Raw genomic sequence first — 17,660 nt, 5'->3', positions numbered from 1 at the left:
GACCTGCCCTTCTCTGCGCGGCGAGCGGATCATCCGCCGACCGTCTGCTGGACCCTGAAGATGACGAACTCGGCCGGCTTGACGATCGCGACCCCGATCTCCGTGACGACATGCCCGAGCTCGCGGACGTCGGAGGGGTTGGTGGTCTCGTCGCACCGGACCTGGAATGCCTGCGCCGGAGTGGCGCCGAACAACGCGCCGTCGCGCCACTGCCCGAGCAGGAAGTCGCTGACGTTGCGGACGATCCGCTGCCAGAGGGCCGGGGTGTTCGGCTCGAACACGACCCACTGGGTGCCGTCGAGCACCGACTCGCGCAGGAAGTTCATGTAGCGCCGGGTGCTGACGTACCGGAACTCCGAGTGCGCCTCGTCCACGCGTGTCCGCGCTCCCCACACCATGACCGGGCCGTTCATCACCCGCAGGACGTTGACGCCCTCGGGGTTCAGCCCGTCCTGCTGGGCGGTGCTGACCCGGAGGGTCACGTCGAGCGCCCCGCGGATCGCCTCGTTCGCTGGAGCCTTGAACACACCTCGGGTCGCGTCGGTGCGCGCGTAGATGCCGGCCACGTGACCCGCGGGCGGTACGGCCGCGGGGGCCTGCGTCACCGGGTCGAAGACCTGGATCCACGGGTAGTAGAGGGCGGCGTAGCCGGCGTCCTCGCTGCGGGGGGCGGGCGCGATCGTGCCCGGTACGGCGAGCTTGTCCGAGGAGGCGCCGTCGAGGACGGCCACCCGGTCGCGCATCCGCGCGCAGTGCGCGACCAGCGCCGCCTGCTGCGTCTGTGTGACCGCTCCGGGGATCGCCACGATCGCGATCTCGTCGATCGCCTCCTGCTCGGCCAGCGCGGCGGTCGGATCCTTCAGCGCGTTCGCCGTGGCCACCCGCTGCACCCAGCAGCGCGTGCCGCCGTTGTTGAAGAAGCCGTACACCGCGTGCGCGAGAATGGAGTTCGCCGCGCTGAAGTCGCCGAAGTTCTGCCGGAACATCTCCCAGTCCGTGATGAGCTGGGACTTCCCGGCCGGAGCCACCTGGTAGTAGTCCTCCGCCGCGGGCTTCTGGTCCGCCACGATGGTCCGTCCCGGCCGAAGCGGCATGACCACGTCATCGGGGACGACTCCGATGAACGCCGCGGTGCTGGTGCCGACGCCCGCGATCGGACGCGCGGTCGGCGGCACCTCTTCGACGTAGACGCCCGGCGAGAAATAGTTCGACATCCCGGCTCCTCACAACCCGATGACGGTCGGCATGGGTGATCTGTTGTTCACGACTTGGCCCTCTTCTTCCGTACGGGCGGTGGGTCGCCGGGCAGCCGCACGTCGATGCCGGCCACCGGCGGTCCGAGGTCGGCGGCGGGTGCCACGTCGAGCGACAGGGTGACCAGCAGCCCGAGCGCGGGGCGCGGCGGGATCTGCAGCGCGGTCCAGAACTGGCCCGGCTCCTCGCCCGGCGCGTGCGGCCTGGCCACCACGACCGGCGGCGGGAACTCCTGCGTCGCGCAGGCGCCCTGCAGGTACGCGGCGGGAATCGCCGAAAAGCCCGACAGCCACGCCAGCGCCGCGCCGAGGAGCCGGTGCTCCTGCGCGACGCGTACGGCCGATCCGGCGGCCAGGTCGGACCAGGCGGTGACCAGGTAACCGCAGTCCACGCGCAGCGGCGGGCGGCGGCTCAGGACGCTCGGGCCGGACCGGTCGGCGAACGGCGCGGCCTCGCGCAGCGTCTGGTTCTCGGTGACCTGGTGCAGGAACAGGTTGAGGGTGGGGCGGCTCGGCGCGTACGTCCGGGCGGGCGTCTCGAAGCTGACGTCGGCGTCCCGTACGGCCTCGGGCGCCCGGGCGTCGCCCAGCAGGCGCAGCAGGCTGGCGTCGAGGTCGTCGATCATGAGACGGCCCCGCGTTCCATGGCCGGGAGCGTGATCGCGTCGCCGTCCAGCAGCGCGGGCGGCATCTTGCCGAGCTTGGCGTACTCCCGCCGCGCCGCGGCCAGCACGTCGGCCATGCCGATCGTGTCCCCCCGGCCCGCCGCCATGTGCGCCGCGGCGAGGGCGATGTTCCGCAGGTGCCCGCCGGGCAGCATCAGCTCGGTGGCGAGCGCGTCGAGGTCCACGTCGCCGGCCAGCGGCGCCGCCTCCGGCCACAGGCGCTGCCAGATCGACCGGCGGCTCGCGACGTCGGGGAAGGGGAAGGAGACCACGAACGTGAGACGGCGCATGAACGCCGGGTCGAGGTTGTCGCGGAGGTTCGTGGCGAGCACCGCGACGCCGTCGAACTCCTCCATCTTCTGCAGCAGGTACGCGACCTCGAGGTTCGCGTAGCGGTCATGGGCGTCCTGTACGGCCGAACGCTTGCCGAAGAGGGCGTCGGCCTCGTCGAACAGCAGGACCACGCCGGCGTCTCTGGCCGCGGTGAAGACCGCGTCGAGGTTCTTCTCGGTCTCGCCGATGTACTTGCTCACCACTCGTGCGAGGTCGACGCGGTACAGGTCGTAGCCGAGCCTGCGGGCGATCAGCCCGGCGGCGAGGGTCTTGCCGGTGCCCGAAGGCCCGCTGAACAGCGCGGTGATGCCGCCTCCCGCCTGCGCGTGACGGGCGAAGCCCCACGTGTCGAGCACGGTCTCCCGGCGGTCGACCGAGTCGGCGAGGTCGTGCAGCTGGGCGAGCTCGCCGGCCGGCAGGACGAGGTCGGACCACTCGTGCCGGCAGGGGACGCGCTGGGCGAGCCGGCCGAGGGAGGTGCCCGCCTGCGACCGTGCCGCCTCCGCCAGGACCTGATAGAGGCTTTCGGAGCCGGCCGGGACCGCGCGTACGACCGCGGCGATCTGCTCGGCGCCGAGCCGGAAGCGTGCCGCCAGCGCGTCGCGGGCCTCGGCCGGCAGCGCGACGCCGGCGCGTTCGGCCGCCTCCTGCCACAGGCGCCGGCGGACCGGCGCGGCGGGGACGTCGACGGCCACGCTCACCACGGCGAGCGGGGTCTCGTGCTCGGGCACCCATTCGGTGGCGCCGGCCATGACCACGGGGCCGGGGTGCCCGGCCAGGGTCGCGAGTACCCGATGACGGGCCGCCGAGCCGACGTCGCCGGCCGCCTCGAACGAGGTGAGGCCGAGGACGGCGTCGCGGAGGGCGGCCTCGCGTACGGCCAGCCTGACCAGCGTGTCCGCGGAGTCCGTCCGGTTCAGGTCGACATTCAGCAGGGGTCTCCCCCAGGCCGCGGCCAGCGCCTCGGCCGCGGCGCGCCGGCCGCCGGCCGGGCCGTGGAGGTACACCCGCGGCGGGTCGAGCGGGGCGGTCACCGCCGGCAGGAGCTCCGGCGGGAGCTCGCCGTCCGGAGTCGTGAGGACGGCGGCGCCGTCGAGCCGGGGGTCGAGGCCCGGCTCGCCGAGCAGGAAGCCGGCCAGGTGCTCGTCGGGGACCAGCTGGCGGGCGAGGAACGGCGGCCGGGGCGACGCGTCACCCGCGTCGAGCGTCAGCAGGCCGTGCCTGAGGAGTGGCGCGCCGGCCGCGAGGTGCGACCGCCGCCGGAACTTCTCGGCTGGTAACCCGCACAGCAGGTCGAGGGCGAGTTCGACGGTCGGGCGCCGCTTGCCGAGGTCGTCGTGCAGGAAGCCGAAGATCCGCTCGTAGCGGAGATCGATCTCGGGAGCGAGCGCGAGCACCAGCAGGTCGAGGTCGAACCCGGAGAGCCCGAAGGTGTCCCGCAGACGCCTCAGCGGGTCCGCGGGCGGCGCGGCCTCGGCCGGTGCGGAGTCGAGCACCGGTGACGTCGCTGGGGGCTGGGCGAGCAGCCGCGTGACGTCCTCCGGCCCGACGTACAGCCCGCGGAACCGGTCGGCCGCCCGTCCTGGATCGCTCTCCTCGGTACGCGCCACCGCAGCCTCGATCAGCCGGTCGAGACGGGCCAGGGCGGCCAGCAGGTCCTCCGCCGCGCCAGGAGGGCCATCACCTGCAAGCACGTCTCTCACCAGGGGAAACGACATGGCGCCGAGCCCTCAAGAGGAACAACGATGGGCATGGCACTCCCCTGGAAACCGCCCCGCAACGGTTACGGCGAGTCTCGCCGAGGTGCTCAGACAGTAGCCCCCACCGCGCCCGAAATCCATGCGACCGTAGGACTAAATGATCATCGTTCGCCGACCGCCGGATTCTCGTCCGCGCGGCGTGTCGGGGTACGACCAGGGAGGGTTCAGATGCGCGCTCGAGCACGCCGGGCCGAGGCCGGACGCACACCGGATCTCGGACCACATCCGGCCACCGCGGCCCGCGGTCCCGGCGCCGTTCCGGCCCTTGACGCCATGGCCGCGGCGGCGGCCTCGGAGGGGACGTGGGCGGTGGGCCCGGCGGCGGCCGCCCTGCAGCGCCGGGCCGGCAACCGGGCGACGGCCGCCGTGCTCGCCCCCTCGTCCGCGTCGCGGCCTGAGGTGATCCAGCGCGCTCCGGGCCGGCCGCTCGACCCTCCGGTACGCGCGCGGCTGGAGTCGCGGTTCGGCGCCGACCTGTCCGCCGTACGGGTCCACACGGACGAGGCGGCCCAGCGCTCGGCGGAGTCGCTGGGCGCCGACGCCTACACGGTCGGCTCGCACATCGCCTTCGCGCGCGGGCGGTTCGCGCCGGGCTCCGCCGGCGGGCTCCACCTGCTGGCCCACGAGACCGCGCATGTCCTGCAGCAACGCGCGCACCGGGCCACCGGCACCGACCGGGGCGACGGACTCCGGGTCAGCCGGCCCGGCGACCCGCTCGAACGGGAGGCCGACGCCGCGGCCGGTGCGGTGGCCTCGGGCGGCGCGTTCTCGCCACCCGCGTCTGGCGGCGGTGCGAGCGGCACCACGGTGCAGCGCTCGGTCGGCCTGGAGATGGAGCACAGCGTGCCGATCTACCAGAACCTGGGCGACCAGGAGAAGAGCCTGCGGCAGGGCTCGTACGAATACGACAACGACACACCGATCTACACCAAGGGCGACGTCGTGGTGAAGGTCGACAACCCTCAGTACAGCATCGAACTGAAGACCTATCTGAAAAGGCACTCCTCTTCAAAATACAAGAACAAGATACCGGAAAAGGGGGTGAGCTGTCCCGAGTACACCACCAAGGCACCAGGTCTCGACGAACTGGAGAAGAATGCGGCGGACAATTTCAGGGCACACACCAAACGGGTCACGGACGAAATCAAGGCCAACAACGAAGGGAGAACCGAATCACATTATTACGTCGGCCTGCCACAAGGATTTCCTCAAGGAATCACCTATGGTAACTGCGCGGTACAGTTCACCGTAGGAGTATTCCCCTCCAAGCTGGATAAACTGCACCGGATCAGCATCAAACAGGGACTCGTGTCGCGCAACCTTCGTACCATCCAAGAGGACATCAACACAGTCATCGAGCGCCTCAGTGGCACTATATCCTCCATCGTCGAGCACCTCCAAGGCGAGATCGATCCGGAGGGGGGCCTCGGCGCGGCCGACAGAGATTTCCTTGAAAGCCAGCCTTTGACAGCTGAAGAGATTGAGCTGGACACAGAAGAATGGGAGACCTACGACAAGCTCCGATCCGACTCCCGCGCGGCCCTTCTCGCAAAGATAGTCGAGGACTCGGTGTACAGCGTCTTCAGGGTGGCCCTCTCCTATTACCTGGGCGCACGCCAGAAGGTACAAGAGGGCACGAGCGATAAGAATTCGGTGGCTCTGCTGGCGCGCATGCACCTCCTTGACGTCTTCCCGAAGGCGGGGCTTCCGCCGCATCTCCAGGCGGCCTTCCTCACCCTTTTCAGCGAGCTGCTTCACGCAGAGGAGGAGGAGATCAACGACGCCGTCGAACTGCCCGCGTACACCGGAGCCGCCAACGAAGACGTCCTCGACCACAAGGGGTCGATAGTCGACCTTATGATCGACATCGTCCGAGGCAGAAACAGTGAGGGCAAAAAGTTCTTCTCGACCAGGCCGGGGACACTCCTCACGAAACCCGACCCGCTGGCCATCAGCCCCGTGCATGAGCCGATCCGGCTGGAGGCCGGCGGCGCCCAGTTCGAATACCGGATGGTGGAGACCGGAGGCTGGGATGACAAGTTCATGGCGCTGGGGCGGATGGCGTTCGACCTCAACACCGAGCACCTGCCGCCCGAGGCCCGGGAGGAGCTCCGCGAGGAGACCGGCTGGACGGACAACAGATGACTCCTCCGGAGCGCCGGATGGGGCCGCCGGGCCCCATCGCGGCGAATACGTCCGGCTGAGGCTAGGCGGGGATCACGCCGAGCTGCCGCATCTGCGCGAGCACGTCGACGACTCCCCACGTCTCGGCGATCCGGCCGCCGGCGAAGCGGAAGATGAAGATCTCGTTGTACGTGACGGGCCTGCCGGTCGGCGGACGCCCCATGTACTCGCCCCGGTTCGTCCCGGTGACCGTGTTCCTGGACACGACCCTGTCCCCCTCCGCGATCAGGTCCTCGACCGCGACGTGCAGGTCCGGGAACGCGCGGAGGAGCACCGTCCACACCTGCTTGAGCGCCTCCGCCCCTGTCGCGCCGATCGGCAGCGGCGTACGGATCAGTACGTCCGGCGCGACGACCTCGTCGATCGTCTTCGCCATGACCTCCACGTCGCCGGAGTTCATGGCGTCGTGCAGGCGCATGAAGGCCGCCTTGTTCTCCTGTGCCTGTGACATGCGTTTCTCCTCGCTCATTTCTGAAGGACGGCCTCGATCTCGAGGCTGATCGAGATCTTGTCTCCGACCACCACACCGCCGCCGTCCATCGGGATGGCGAGGTCGACGCCGAAGTCGTGCCGGTTGATCTGCGTGGTCGCGGAGAAGCCGGCACGCTGCCCGCCGAACGGGTCCGGGCGGAACCCGTTCGCCTCGACGGCCAGCGGCACCTGCCGGGTGACGCCGTGCAACGTCAGGTCGCCGTCGACGACCCAGCCGTCGCCGGTCTGACGGATGCCCGTCGAGCGGTAGGTCATCGTCGGGTACGACTCGACGTCGAGGTAGTCGGCGGAGCGGAGGTGTTCGTCACGGGGTTCGTTGCCGGTGTCGATGGACGCGAGATCGATCGTCGCGGTGACCGTCGAGGCCCGCGGGTCCTCGCCCGTTACGAGCGTGACGTCGTACGCGGTGAACCGGCCGCGTGCCTTGCTGACCATGAGGTGGCGTACGGAGAAGGCGATCTCAGAGTGCACCGGGTCGGCCTTCCAGGTGCCGGTCAGGTAGCCCGGGACGGCCGGGACGTTCAGGGAAAGGTTGTCGCTCATGTCCAGGTGACGAACGAGCACCTTCCCGGGGGACGCGCCGGGTCAGCCCCCTTCGAGCCGCCGGGTCAGGAAGCGCCGTTCGGGCGTCGAGGTGGCCAGGTCGAGCGCCCGCCGGTACGCCGCCCGCGCCTCCTCCTCACGGCCCAGACGCCGCAACAGCTCACCCCGGGTCGAGTGAAAGTACAGGTAACCGTCCAGGTCCAGGCGGTCGACGGCACGCAGCGCCCCGTCCGGGTCACCGGCCTGAGCGACCGCCACGGCACGGTTGAGCTCGACCACCGGCGAGCCGGTCAGCTCGACCAGGCGCTGGTACATCCCGGCGACCTGCGGCCAGTCGATCCGCTCCTGTGTCTGCAGCGACGCGATCGCGGCCTGGACGACGTACGCGCCGCGGCCGCCCATCGCGATCGCGCGGTCGAGCACCGCCCGGCCGTCCGCGATCTGGCGCACGTCCCACAGCGAACGGTCCTGGTCGTCGAGCAGCACGAGGTCCTCACCGGAGAAGCGCGCCCGGCGCCGGGCGTGATGGATCATCATCAGCGCGAGCAGCCCGCGCGCCTCCGGCTCGTCCGGCATGAGCCTGGCCAGCACGTGACCGAGACGGAGGGCCTCGGCGCCGAGGTCGACCCGGCCGCGGTAACCCTCGTTGTAGATCAGGTAGATGACGGCCAGCACCGCGTCGAGACGGTCGGGCAGCAGGTGCGCGCCGGGAACCGCGAACGGGATCCCGGCCGCCTTGATCTTCGCCTTGGCGCGGGACAGCCGGCGCTTCATGGTCTCCTCCGAGACCAGGAACGCCTGGGCGATCTCGGCGGTCTGCAGGCCGCCGAGGGCCCGCAGCGTGAGCGCCACCTGGCCCTCCAGCGCCAGCGCCGGATGGCAGCACGTGAAGATCAGCTCAAGCCGTTCGTCCTTGATCGCGGTGTCGTCGAACTCGTCCACGATGGCCTCCGGCCCCGGCAGCAGATGGATCTTCCCGGCCAGGGTGCGCTCCCGGCGGATCCGGTCGATCGCCCGGTTGCGGGCCGTCGTCACCAGCCACGCGCCCGGGTTGTCCGGCGTCCCCGACCGGGGCCAGCGCTCCGCCGCGATCGCGAACGCCTCCTGCGCGGCCTCCTCGGCCCGGTCGAAGTCACGGAGGAACCCGACCAGCGAGGCCAGCACCCGGCTCCACTCGTCGCGGAACACCTCCTCGAGCGCGGTCAGGGCCGCACCACCGGCCGGATCTCAACGACGCCGCCGAATCGGGCGGCCGGAATGCCCGACGCGATCTCGACCGCCTCGTCCAGGTCGGCCGCCTCGACCAGGCAGAGCCCGCCGAGCACCTCCTTGGTGTCGGCGAACGGCCCGTCGGTCATCAGCGTCCGGCCGCCGACCACACGCACGCTGGTCGCCGTCTCGACGGGCTGCAGCCGCGCGGCCTCGACGCACCGGGGGTCGTCGGCGAGCGCGGAGTAGTCGGCGTACGCCGTCTCACGGTCCGTCTCCGGCAGCGTCTCGATGTAGGCGGGCTCGGTGTAGATCAGAAAGGCGTACTGCATCGCGACCTCCAGGACAGTGGGCTCTCACCTGCAAGACGAACGAGCGACCGTACGGGGGACACCCCCCTTACAGCATTTCCCGCCCGGCTCCCGCGCGACCGGCCCGCCGCCCGCGCCGTCTCCGTGGCGAGGAACTCGGTGACGCCCTTCTCCTGTACGAGCGCCGGCTCCGAGTCGTACAACGGGTCGAGCTGAACGAGGTTGCTCTCGCCGTCCGGCAGTTCGACGTGGGCGACGTCCGGGTCCAGGCCGGTGACCGCGAAGAGGAGCACGGCCGACATCTTCGACTCCTCCGGCTGATGGGGGCACCGAGGTCGAGGATCTCACCCGCGCTGGAGGCCCTCTCGCCTCGCCACGCGGAGGCGACGTGGCGGGCGGCGAGCACCCGTTCGATGTGCTCGGACTCCATGGCGATGAAGCGCTCGGGGCGGCCGAACCGCCAGTCCGGATGGGGGACCAGCGAGAGACCGTAGGTGAAACCCGCGATGGTGTCGTCGCCGAGCTTTTCCCGGTAGGCGAAGGTGAGGGACGGGACGAACCGGCGCGCCAAGGTAAGGCGAATTCCGGCCATTCCACCGGAAATTACCTCTAAGCTCTCCCGCGTGATCGGGAAGATACTCTCGGTGCCGACGCGGGTCCGGCCGGTCAGGGCCTGGTGGCAGGGACGCGGCCTGGCCTTACGCGACGGCGCGGTGGGGGCGGTGTTCCTCCTGCTGGCGTTCACGCCCGGCGTGGCGCACGAAGGCCTCAACCTGGCCGAGCTCGCGCGGCGGCCGCTCGACCCGCTCGGGTCGGCGTTGCTGCTGGCCCAGTGCCTGCCGCTGGTGGCACGCCGGAGCCGGCCGGTCTGGTGCCTGGCCGGGATCGCCGCCGCGTACGCGGTCCACGAGCTTCTCGGCTACCCGTCCACCTTCGCCAGTGAGAGCCTGCTCGTCGCGCTGTACAGCGTCGGGGCGTACCAGGAGCGCCACCGGCGTACGCTCGCCGTGGTCGGCACGACCGGGTACGCCGCCCTCGCCGTCGTGTTCGACGCCCAGGGATCGCCCGAGCAGCCGATCCAGTTCGTCACGTTCTACCTGGTGGTCATCCTCGGCTGCTGGGCGGCGGGCACCTGGATGCGGTCGCGTACCCGGCAGGAGGCCGAGCGCCGGCGGCACACCGCCGAGTCGGCGATCACGCGGGAGCGGGCACGCATCGCCCGGGAGCTGCACGACGTGGTGACGCACCACGTGACCGCGATGGTGATCCAGGCGGACGCCGCGCAGTTCCTCGTCGCCGGCGAGCCGGAACAGGCGGTGAGCAACCTGTCCGCGATCAGCGACACCGGCCGCCGTACGCTGGCCGAGCTGCGGTACTTCCTCGGTGTGCTGGACCCCGTGCCCGAGGCGGATCGGGCCCCGGCCGTCGGACGGCTGGAGGACCTTGTGGAGCAGACCCGCTCGGCGGGCCAGCCGGTCGAGCTGAACGAGGTCGGCGAACGGCGGCCGATGACGCACGGCGCCGAACTGGCGGCGTACCGGGTGGTCCAGGAGTCGCTGACCAACGCGCTCAAGCACGCCCCCGGGCGCCGTACGGTGGTCCGCGTCCGTCACGACGCCGCCCAGGTCGACATCGAGGTGAGCACGGACGGCACCGGGAACGCCGTGTCCCCCACCGCCCACGGGCGCGGGCTGACCGGGCTGCGTGAGCGGGTCAGCGTGGTCGGCGGCGAACTGCTCGCCGACGGCCGTCCGGACGGCGGCTTCACCGTACGCGCCCGCATTCCCGCGGAGAGCGGACAGTGACGCGGGCCGAGCCGCCGATCAGGGTGCTGGTCTGCGACGACCAGGGTCTCGTACGAGCCGGTTACGTCACCATCTTCGCGGCCCAGCCCGACCTCACGGTGGTCGGCGAGGCCGGCGACGGCGAGGCCGCGGTGGAGCTGGCCCGCCGGCTGCGCCCGGACGTGGTCGTGATGGACATCCGGATGCCGGTGCTGGACGGTATCGCGGCCACCCGGCTGCTGGCCGGACCGGACGTCGCCGAACCGGTGAAGGTGCTGGTCGTGACAACGTTCAACCTGGACGAATATGTGTACGAGGCGCTGCGCGCCGGGGCCAGCGGCTTCCTGCTGAAGGACTCACCGCCCGCCGACCTGGTGGCGGGGGTACGCACCGTCGCCGCCGGGGAGGCGCTGCTGGCGCCTGCCGTGACGCGCGAGCTGATCGGCAGGTTCGGCTCGCGGGTGCGTACGGCGGACCGGGCGACGCCGGAGCCGGCCCAGCCGCTGACCGCTCGGGAGCGGGAGGTCCTGACGCTGATCGCGGCCGGGCTCTCCAACTCCGAGATCGCCGCCGCCCTGGTGATCAGCCACGAGACCGTCAAGACGTACGTCTCACGCATCCTGACAAAGCTCGACCTGCGCGACCGGGTCCAGGCGGTGGTCTTCGCGTACCGGACCGGCATCGTCAGCACCGACGGCTGACCTGTCCCCCGTGCGAGCTACGTGAGGTGTCCACTCCAGCGCGATGATCTTCGCTCGCCTTTTCTCTAGCGTTTCCGGCAGGCGGTCCGGCGTACGAGCCGCGGCCGGTGAGCAGGGAGGCGATCGTGACGGAACGCGACAGCGTGGCGGAGCAGGCGGAGGCCGCGCCGGCGTCCCCGAAGTGGTCGCGGCCGGCCTGGATCCGCCTGGTGGTGCTGCTCGTACTCTTCGTGCTGGTCGACGGCGTGATCGGCGCGGTGTACTCGGCGCTCAAGGACCACGCGGTCCTGGGCCTGCTGTGCGGGCTCGTCCTCACGGCGCTGGTGCTGCTGGCGTACGCGAAGGCGGTGCGCTTCCTCGAAGGCCGCGACGTGGTCGAGCTGGCCAGGGACGGCGCGGTCGCTCGTGTACGCCGCGGGCTGCTGATCGGGCTCGTGCTGTTCGCCGTCGCCATCGGGATCATCGCGATGTTCGGCGGGTACGGGATCGACGGCTGGGGTTCCGTCGGCGGCGTCATCGCCTCCGTGGGCCTGATGTCCGCGGCGGCGGTCGCCGAGGAAGTCCTCTTCCGCGGTGTGCTGTTCCGCATCGTCGAGGAGATGGCCGGCACCTGGGGCGCGATGGCCGTCTCCGCGGTGGTCTTCGGGGCGCTGCACCTGGTCAACCCGCACGCCACGATCTGGGGCGCGATCGCCATCATGATCGAGGCCGGCCTGATGCTCGGCGCGGCGTACGCCGCCACCCGTACCCTCTGGCTGCCGATCGGGCTGCACCTCGCCTGGAACTTCGCCGAGGGCGCCATCTTCGGAGTCACCGTCTCGGGCTCGGGCGACGGGCCGCAGGGCCTGGTCAAGGGCACGCTGTCCGGTTCGGCGGTGCTGACCGGCGGGACCTTCGGACCGGAGGCGAGCGTCGTGGCGATCCTGGTCTGCGGGGTCCCGACGGTCCTGTTCCTGCGGCTGGCGAAGCAGCGCGGGAACATCCGCTCCCGCAAGGCCTCGCGACCGAGTGCCGGTTGAGCCGTACGCCACTAGGGTTGGATCGTGGCCCCTGACGACCCGCTGTCGCCGATCGGCGAACCCGATCGCGACGCGGCCGTAAGGCGCCTGCAGGAGGCGTACGCCGAGGGGCACCTCTCGCACGAGGAGATGGATTCACGCCTCGACCAGGTGCTCACCGCGAAGACGCACGGCGAGGTCGCGACCGCGCTGGCCTCGCTCCCTGCGGAGAAGGCGGGCACCACCTCGACGGTCGCCGCCATCAGCGGACGGATCCGGCGAAGCGGTGCGTGGCGGGTGCCGCGGACGTTCACGGTCGAGTCCGCGCTGGGGAAGGTCCGCCTGGACCTGTCCCGTGCGATCATCGAGCATCCGGTGGTCGACATCGAACTGCGGCTCGGCACCGGCGGGGCCACGATCACCGTGCCCCGCGACGCGATCGTCGACTTCGAAGGTCTGGGCACCGTGTTCAAGGCCCCGCGCTACAAGCCCCGGCCACGCTCCGGCCCCGGTGGCCCGACCATCCGAATCTCCGGCGCCATGGGAATGGGCCGCCTGAAGATCCGCCACGCCCGCCGTTAGGGCTTCGCCCGGCCGGGCCGGCGGTGGACGAAAGGCATCATCGGTCGCCGATCCCCCATCGACGATTTATCACCATTCATACGACCCGCCGTAAGTTACCCATGCGTAACCTACTGGTGAGTTACTTGCGGTGACAGGCGCTGTTAGCTTGCACGCACCCGCGCATCAGAGCGAGGAGTGCCCCTGTGAATCGCACGAGCCCCCACCTCCGTTCCCCCGCCGACTCCACACCCCCGACGGCCGCCCGGCGGAGGCCGGGCATGACGCGACTACCGACCGTCGCGGCGGCCGTCGCGGCATGCGTCGGCCTGGCCGTCGCACCCGCCTCCGCCTCCGTCGCCTCCCCCGGCGAGGTCTCCCGCGGGGTCACGATCCCCGCCTTCTACGACCCGCCCGCCACGCTCCCGTCCGCCAACGGCGCGCTGATCCGTACCGAGCCGCTGCCTCTCGGCCTGAGCCTTCCGGGCCTGGACGGCCGCCCGATGCCGGGCACGGCGACAAGGCTGATGTACCGGTCCACCGACTCCAACGGGCAGCCCGTCGCGGTCACCGGCTCGTACATCGAACCCTCGGCCACCTGGAGAGGCGGAGGACCCCGCCCGCTGGTGGCGCTCGCCTCGGGCACCATGGGCCAGGGCGACCAGTGCGCACCCTCGATGGCACTGCAGTACCCGCTGAGCCTGACCGGCGAGACGGTGTCGATCGGTTACGAGAACCTCGCCATCTACCGCCTGCTCTCCACCGGTGCGGCGGTGGTCGTCACCGACTACGTCGGCCTCGGCGCGACCGACCGGCTGCACACCTACGTCAACCGCCTCGACCAGGGGCACGCCCTGCTCGACGCGGCCCGCGCGGCGCACGCCGTACCGGGCGCGTCGATCACCACCGCCTCACGCGTCGGCCTCTACGGCTACAGCCAGGGTGGCGGCGCCAGCGCCTCGGCCGCCGAGCTGCAACCCTCGTACGCGCCGGACGTCCAGCTCGCCGGCACCTACTCCGGCGCGCCGCCCGCCGACCTGACCTCGGTCATGAAGGGCATCGACGGCAGCGCCCTCGCCGGCGCGCTCGGCTGGTCGATCAACGGTTTCGCCCAGTCCGACCCGGACGTACGGACCCTCGTGGACGCCAACATCAACGACGCGGGCCGGGCGGCGCTGCGGGACCTGTCGACCATGTGCGTCGGCGACGCCATCTTCGGCTACGGCTTCGCCACGAGCACCACATGGACCAAGAGCGGCACGTCCCTCGCCGACATCATCGCGGCCAACCCCGCGGCGCAGGCCGTCCTCGACAGGCAGCTGATCGGCACGCTCAAGCCCGCCGGCCCCGTACGGCTGGCGACGGGGGTCCAGGACGACATCGTCCCGCACGGCCAGGCCCGGCGACTGGCCGTGGACTGGTGCCACAAGGGCGGCGACATCACGTACCAGCCCGTCATCCTGCCGAACCTCGGCGACAAGATCCTCACCAACCACCTCACGCCGCTGATCACCGACCAGGGCGACGCGGTGTCCTGGCTGACCGACCGCCTGGCGGGCAGGAGCACCGTCTCCAACTGCTGGACCATGCCCGTCCAGCCCTGACCGGAGTGAACAATTTTCACCATTGATTCGCGGCAAATACGAAATAGGGATTAAGGAAGCGAAGTCGCGACCGAATCCAGAATTCTCGACGCGTCGATCCCCATTTCGAACAGGCTATGACCTGCACAGTAAGAAATACTCCACCGACTACCGCAGATCACCCTCACCCCCAACGACAGGAGTGGCATATTGGACGCCGACGCCAGCAGTACAGGAGGGTAAGGCCGGAGGTTTTAATGCCTATAGATCACCGTGCGCCGAATATCAACGCGCGGCGCCTGGGGCTTTACTTGCGGACGATACGAGAATTTCTCGGGTTGTCTTACGAGCAGGCCGCTGGGCAGCTCGGATGCCAGTCCGACTGGCTCGTACGGGTGGAGACCGGATTCGCGTGGCCCTCGCCCGTCGAAGTGGAGCGGATGATGGACCGTTATCAGGTCCGCGGCTCCGAAGTGGCCAAGGCCGTCATCGACATCTCGACCAGACCAGAAGGACCGGCATGGCTGAGCGACCACGCCGACCGGCTCAAGCCGTCCGACCGTGACGTCCTCATCATGGAGTCCGAGGCCTCCGTCATCCACACCTACGGCGTGCTGACCGTCCCCCAGCTCGTACGGTCCGAGCCCTACGTCCGGCACCTCGCGCCCCGCATGAATCCCGGCTGTGACGTCGACGCCGAATGGGACCTGCTCGACAGCCGCCAGCGCTACCGCGTGTGCGGCCGCCGCCGCGTCCTCGACGTGATCATCGACGAGGGCGCGCTGACGCTGCAGCTCTCCGAGCCCGAGGTGATGGTCGCCCAGCTCCAGCACCTGCTCGACCTCAGCGTCCATCCGGACATGACGATCCGGGTGATCCCCAGCGGCGCGCGGTTCTACGAGGCGCGGGCGAACGCCTTCGACGTGCTGGAGTTCCCCGAGGTCAGCGACCGGCTCACGCTGGCGCACAGCGCCCTCGGCACCCATTTCGTGCCCAGCGACCTCAGCGAGACCTGGAGCCTGATCGAGCAGGGCGAGACGCTCGCGCCGGACGCCAGCCGCGGCCTGATCCGGCGCCTCATGGCCACCACCTGAGTCACTGCTCGGCCAGGACGATGACGCGGTCGTCGGCGGACAGGGTCAGCGGGGCGGCCTTGTCCGGGTTCAGCACGACGCCGTACGCCGGCGGCCGGTGGAACGCCTCTCGCCGGCGGTAGCCCAGGGCCGTCTGGCCGCGCCGGCGGGCGGCCTCGACGATCGTCGCGAAGTTCGCCGGGGTGTCCGGCAGCAGATAGTCGGTGGCGGGCTTGAGGTAGATCTCCGAACCCATCGGGTCCAGCAGGGTCGCGAACACGTCCCGCAGATGGTGGTTCTCCGTCAGCTGGGTCAGCAGCAGGCTGATGAGCCGGGTGCTGACCACGAAGTCGTCGGCCTGTGTGACCTGGGCGACCTCGCGGTTCCCCTCGTCGTTGATCTCGCTGACGATGGAGTACGGGTCGCCGATGCGCTCTTCCATGTCCCGCAGGTGCAGGAGGGTGACGAGCGTACGGGCGTCGGCGTGCTGCGGGGCGTGGGCGTCGTCGGACAGCACGACGACGTGCTGGTACGACCCGACGTCCAGGGTCTCCAGCGCGGCGCGGTCGGTGGGATCGCAGCGGGTGAAGCCCATCGTGAGGTTGGCCGGGTCGGCGAGCTGGTCGCGCGGGTCGTCTCTCGGCGCGGCGACGTCCAGCGTCGATCCGGGCTCGGCGAACGCGTCCAGCAGGCTGACGATCTTCGGGGCGCGCTGGTTCCAGCCGATCAGCAGCGTACGGGCGGGCTTGGCGGGCTCCGGCGCGGTCGTGCTGATCGCGTCGGAGACGACCTGCGGCGGGGTGTCGGCGAGCCGGATCAGCAGGTCGTCCTCGGCCAGCATGATGACCTGGTCGTCGGCCTCGATGACGGTGTCCATGGGCGGGTTCACCGTCACGACGCCGTCCGCGCGGCGCAGCCCGACCGCGATGCCCTCCGCGTACGCGTCCAGCGCTTCGCCGTACGTCTTTCCCGTCAGCGCCGGCTCGGGCCGCAGGTAGAACTCGTTGCCGGAGAAGTCCAGCAGGTCGGTGCAGACCGTGGACAGCCCGGACTGGCGGTGGGACTGCACGACGAGCCGGACCCCGATGTCGTCGGCGTCGACCACGTGCGCGCCCTCGCCGCCGGCGAGCCGCGCGGCGGAGAGGTTCGCCGAGTTGGTCACGGCGGCCACGACCGGCGGCCGGTGCGCCTCCCAGTCCCGCGCGCCGAGGGAGAGCAGCACCTTGATCACGTGGGTGTCGGCGTCGCCGGCGGGCGGCGTGATGACCATGATGGACCGGGCGGTTCCGGGGCTGACGAGCTCCATGTCAGTGGGCTTCAGCGGGTCGCCGCGGCGGCAGACCACCCGCGTGTTGCCGAGGTCGCCGACGTTGTGGCGGATCGCCTCCTCCATGTCGACCTTGTCCTGGTCGGCGAGGACCGCCACGCAGGCGCGGCGCTGGCTCTGGTTGGCCTTCACGAGCTCGGAGATCACCGTGAAGACCTGGTCCGACCAGCCCAGCAGCACGGTGTGGTTCCGCTCGATGATCTTCGAGTGACCCTTGCGCAGGTCGGCGATCTTGGCTTCGAGGCCGGTGGTGAGCACACCGATCAGGGCGCTCACGATGAAGATGCCGCCGACCGTGACCGCCAGCATGAGCGCCAGGAAGGTGTGGCTGCCGGTGTCGCCGCCCACGGTCCCGGGGTCGATGGCACGCATCAGGGTGCGCCACAGCATCCCGGGCCAGTGCCCGTTGTGGCCCGCGTCGCCCGGGGTGAGCACCACCGTCACCGAGGCGATGAGGATGATCAGGAGCGCCGAGGCCAGGCCCAGCCAGCCGATCAGCGCCGGGGTGCCCCGCGACATGGTGTTGTCGAACGCGTACCGCGCACGATCCCGCAACCGCACTTGAGCCACCAGAACCCCCCCGAATCCACCTGCACACCGCGCTTCGCGCCGGACGAAGCTACCAGCAGGAAGGGGCGAGGTAGGCGTATCCGTGGCAACCGGGCGCCGGCGGACGGTACGGGACCGCGAGCGGAGCCGGAATGCCGCCCGCCGCAAGGCGTCCCAGACGCCGACATGTCAGCAAATCTGCTCTACGTCGCCACCGCCGTACGGGAGAGGATCCTGTCGGGAGATCTGGAGCCCGGGCGGCACCTGACCGAGGCGGAGGTGGCGGCCCGGGGTGAGCGCGGGGACCGTACGCGCGGGCTTCCACACGCTCCGA

General features: G+C 70.6%; 16 protein-coding genes. 7 read left to right on the top strand and 9 right to left on the bottom strand.

Going from position 1 to position 17,660, the window contains the following annotated elements:
• Positions 1-29: 29 nt before the first annotated feature.
• Genes QWU11_RS19995 through QWU11_RS19985 form a run of 3 tightly spaced genes read right to left on the bottom strand, consistent with a single transcriptional unit; the run spans position 30 to position 3,945 of the window.
• Positions 30-1,214, bottom strand: a complete 1,185-nt coding sequence (locus QWU11_RS19995; protein WP_290115491.1) for a phage tail sheath subtilisin-like domain-containing protein — start codon at positions 1,212-1,214, stop codon at positions 30-32.
• Between the two features lie 47 nt (positions 1,215-1,261).
• Complete coding sequence (locus QWU11_RS19990; RefSeq protein WP_290115488.1) at positions 1,262-1,879, bottom strand: DUF4255 domain-containing protein; 618 nt, start codon at positions 1,877-1,879, stop codon at positions 1,262-1,264.
• Entirely contained in the window at positions 1,876-3,945 is a 2,070-nt protein-coding gene (locus QWU11_RS19985; RefSeq protein ID WP_290115487.1) for an ATP-binding protein, read from the bottom strand. The genes QWU11_RS19990 and QWU11_RS19985 overlap by 4 nt, the downstream gene beginning before the upstream one ends.
• A 339-nt stretch (positions 3,946-4,284) precedes the next feature.
• On the opposite strand from QWU11_RS19985, the gene QWU11_RS19980 reads away from it, so the two are divergent.
• A complete protein-coding gene (locus tag QWU11_RS19980; protein WP_290115481.1) occupies positions 4,285-6,156 on the top strand; it encodes a DUF4157 domain-containing protein in 1,872 nt (623 codons plus the stop codon).
• A gap of 61 nt (positions 6,157-6,217) precedes the next feature.
• On the opposite strand, the gene QWU11_RS19975 is transcribed toward QWU11_RS19980, so the two are convergent.
• From QWU11_RS19975 to QWU11_RS19955, 5 genes are read right to left on the bottom strand one after another with little or no spacing between them, the layout of a single operon-like run.
• Complete coding sequence (locus QWU11_RS19975) at positions 6,218-6,646, bottom strand: ester cyclase (protein WP_290115474.1); 429 nt, start codon at positions 6,644-6,646, stop codon at positions 6,218-6,220.
• 14 nt (positions 6,647-6,660) lie between these two features.
• On the bottom strand, positions 6,661-7,230 hold the full coding sequence (locus QWU11_RS19970) for a YceI family protein (protein ID WP_290115471.1): 570 nt from the start codon (positions 7,228-7,230) through the stop codon (positions 6,661-6,663).
• A gap of 42 nt (positions 7,231-7,272) precedes the next feature.
• Positions 7,273-8,418: a sigma-70 family RNA polymerase sigma factor gene (locus QWU11_RS19965; RefSeq protein WP_290115468.1), complete on the bottom strand. Its 1,146-nt coding sequence runs from the start codon at positions 8,416-8,418 to the stop codon at positions 7,273-7,275.
• 14 nt (positions 8,419-8,432) lie between these two features.
• Positions 8,433-8,771: a YciI family protein gene (locus QWU11_RS19960; protein WP_290115456.1), complete on the bottom strand. Its 339-nt coding sequence runs from the start codon at positions 8,769-8,771 to the stop codon at positions 8,433-8,435.
• Complete coding sequence (locus QWU11_RS19955; protein ID WP_354670866.1) at positions 8,753-9,052, bottom strand: hypothetical protein; 300 nt, start codon at positions 9,050-9,052, stop codon at positions 8,753-8,755. Before QWU11_RS19955 ends, QWU11_RS19960 begins: the two co-directional genes overlap by 19 nt.
• A gap of 321 nt (positions 9,053-9,373) precedes the next feature.
• On the opposite strand from QWU11_RS19955, the gene QWU11_RS19950 reads away from it, so the two are divergent.
• From QWU11_RS19950 to QWU11_RS19925, 6 genes are all read left to right on the top strand, one after another.
• Entirely contained in the window at positions 9,374-10,555 is a 1,182-nt protein-coding gene (locus tag QWU11_RS19950) for a sensor histidine kinase (RefSeq protein WP_290115454.1), read from the top strand.
• Complete coding sequence (locus tag QWU11_RS19945; RefSeq protein WP_290115451.1) at positions 10,552-11,235, top strand: response regulator transcription factor; 684 nt, start codon at positions 10,552-10,554, stop codon at positions 11,233-11,235. The genes QWU11_RS19950 and QWU11_RS19945 overlap by 4 nt, the downstream gene beginning before the upstream one ends.
• 125 nt (positions 11,236-11,360) lie before the next feature.
• The gene (locus tag QWU11_RS19940; protein ID WP_290115449.1) at positions 11,361-12,254 is read left to right on the top strand and encodes a CPBP family intramembrane glutamic endopeptidase; all 894 of its coding nucleotides are present in this window, start codon (positions 11,361-11,363) and stop codon (positions 12,252-12,254) included.
• A gap of 24 nt (positions 12,255-12,278) precedes the next feature.
• Positions 12,279-12,815 carry a DUF1707 domain-containing protein gene (locus QWU11_RS19935; RefSeq protein ID WP_290115447.1) on the top strand — a complete coding sequence of 179 codons (537 nt, stop codon included), beginning with the start codon at positions 12,279-12,281 and terminating at the stop codon, positions 12,813-12,815.
• A gap of 260 nt (positions 12,816-13,075) precedes the next feature.
• The gene (locus tag QWU11_RS19930) at positions 13,076-14,398 is read left to right on the top strand and encodes a lipase family protein (RefSeq protein ID WP_290115445.1); all 1,323 of its coding nucleotides are present in this window, start codon (positions 13,076-13,078) and stop codon (positions 14,396-14,398) included.
• Between the two features lie 116 nt (positions 14,399-14,514).
• The gene (locus tag QWU11_RS19925) at positions 14,515-15,471 is read left to right on the top strand and encodes a helix-turn-helix transcriptional regulator (protein WP_354670865.1); all 957 of its coding nucleotides are present in this window, start codon (positions 14,515-14,517) and stop codon (positions 15,469-15,471) included.
• Position 15,472: 1 nt separating this feature from the next.
• Here the strand turns inward: QWU11_RS19925 and QWU11_RS19920 are convergent, their stop codons facing one another.
• The gene (locus QWU11_RS19920) at positions 15,473-17,338 is read right to left on the bottom strand and encodes a potassium transporter TrkA (protein WP_354670864.1); all 1,866 of its coding nucleotides are present in this window, start codon (positions 17,336-17,338) and stop codon (positions 15,473-15,475) included.
• Positions 17,339-17,660: the final 322 nt, after the last annotated feature.

Origin of the sequence: Actinomadura sp. DC4, from assembly GCF_030406325.1 — a bacterium.
Taxonomy (GTDB): domain Bacteria; phylum Actinomycetota; class Actinomycetes; order Streptosporangiales; family Streptosporangiaceae; genus Actinoallomurus.
This window is presented reverse-complemented; position numbering and strand designations above follow the sequence as displayed.

Excerpts from the sequence above, each read along its gene's own strand:
- QWU11_RS19930 (WP_290115445.1), top strand. The coding sequence starts at position 13,076 with ATGACGCGACTACCGACCGTCGCGGCGGCCGTCGCGGCATGCGTCGGC.
- QWU11_RS19990 (WP_290115488.1), bottom strand. The coding sequence starts at position 1,879 with ATGATCGACGACCTCGACGCCAGCCTGCTGCGCCTGCTGGGCGACGCC.
- QWU11_RS19995 (WP_290115491.1), bottom strand. The coding sequence starts at position 1,214 with ATGTCGAACTATTTCTCGCCGGGCGTCTACGTCGAAGAGGTGCCGCCG.
- QWU11_RS19955 (WP_354670866.1), bottom strand. The coding sequence starts at position 9,052 with ATGTCGGCCGTGCTCCTCTTCGCGGTCACCGGCCTGGACCCGGACGTC.
- QWU11_RS19925 (WP_354670865.1), top strand. The coding sequence starts at position 14,515 with ATGACCTGCACAGTAAGAAATACTCCACCGACTACCGCAGATCACCCT.
- QWU11_RS19975 (WP_290115474.1), bottom strand. The coding sequence starts at position 6,646 with ATGTCACAGGCACAGGAGAACAAGGCGGCCTTCATGCGCCTGCACGAC.
- QWU11_RS19980 (WP_290115481.1), top strand. The coding sequence starts at position 4,285 with ATGGCCGCGGCGGCGGCCTCGGAGGGGACGTGGGCGGTGGGCCCGGCG.
- QWU11_RS19970 (WP_290115471.1), bottom strand. The coding sequence starts at position 7,230 with ATGAGCGACAACCTTTCCCTGAACGTCCCGGCCGTCCCGGGCTACCTG.
- QWU11_RS19960 (WP_290115456.1), bottom strand. The coding sequence starts at position 8,771 with ATGCAGTACGCCTTTCTGATCTACACCGAGCCCGCCTACATCGAGACG.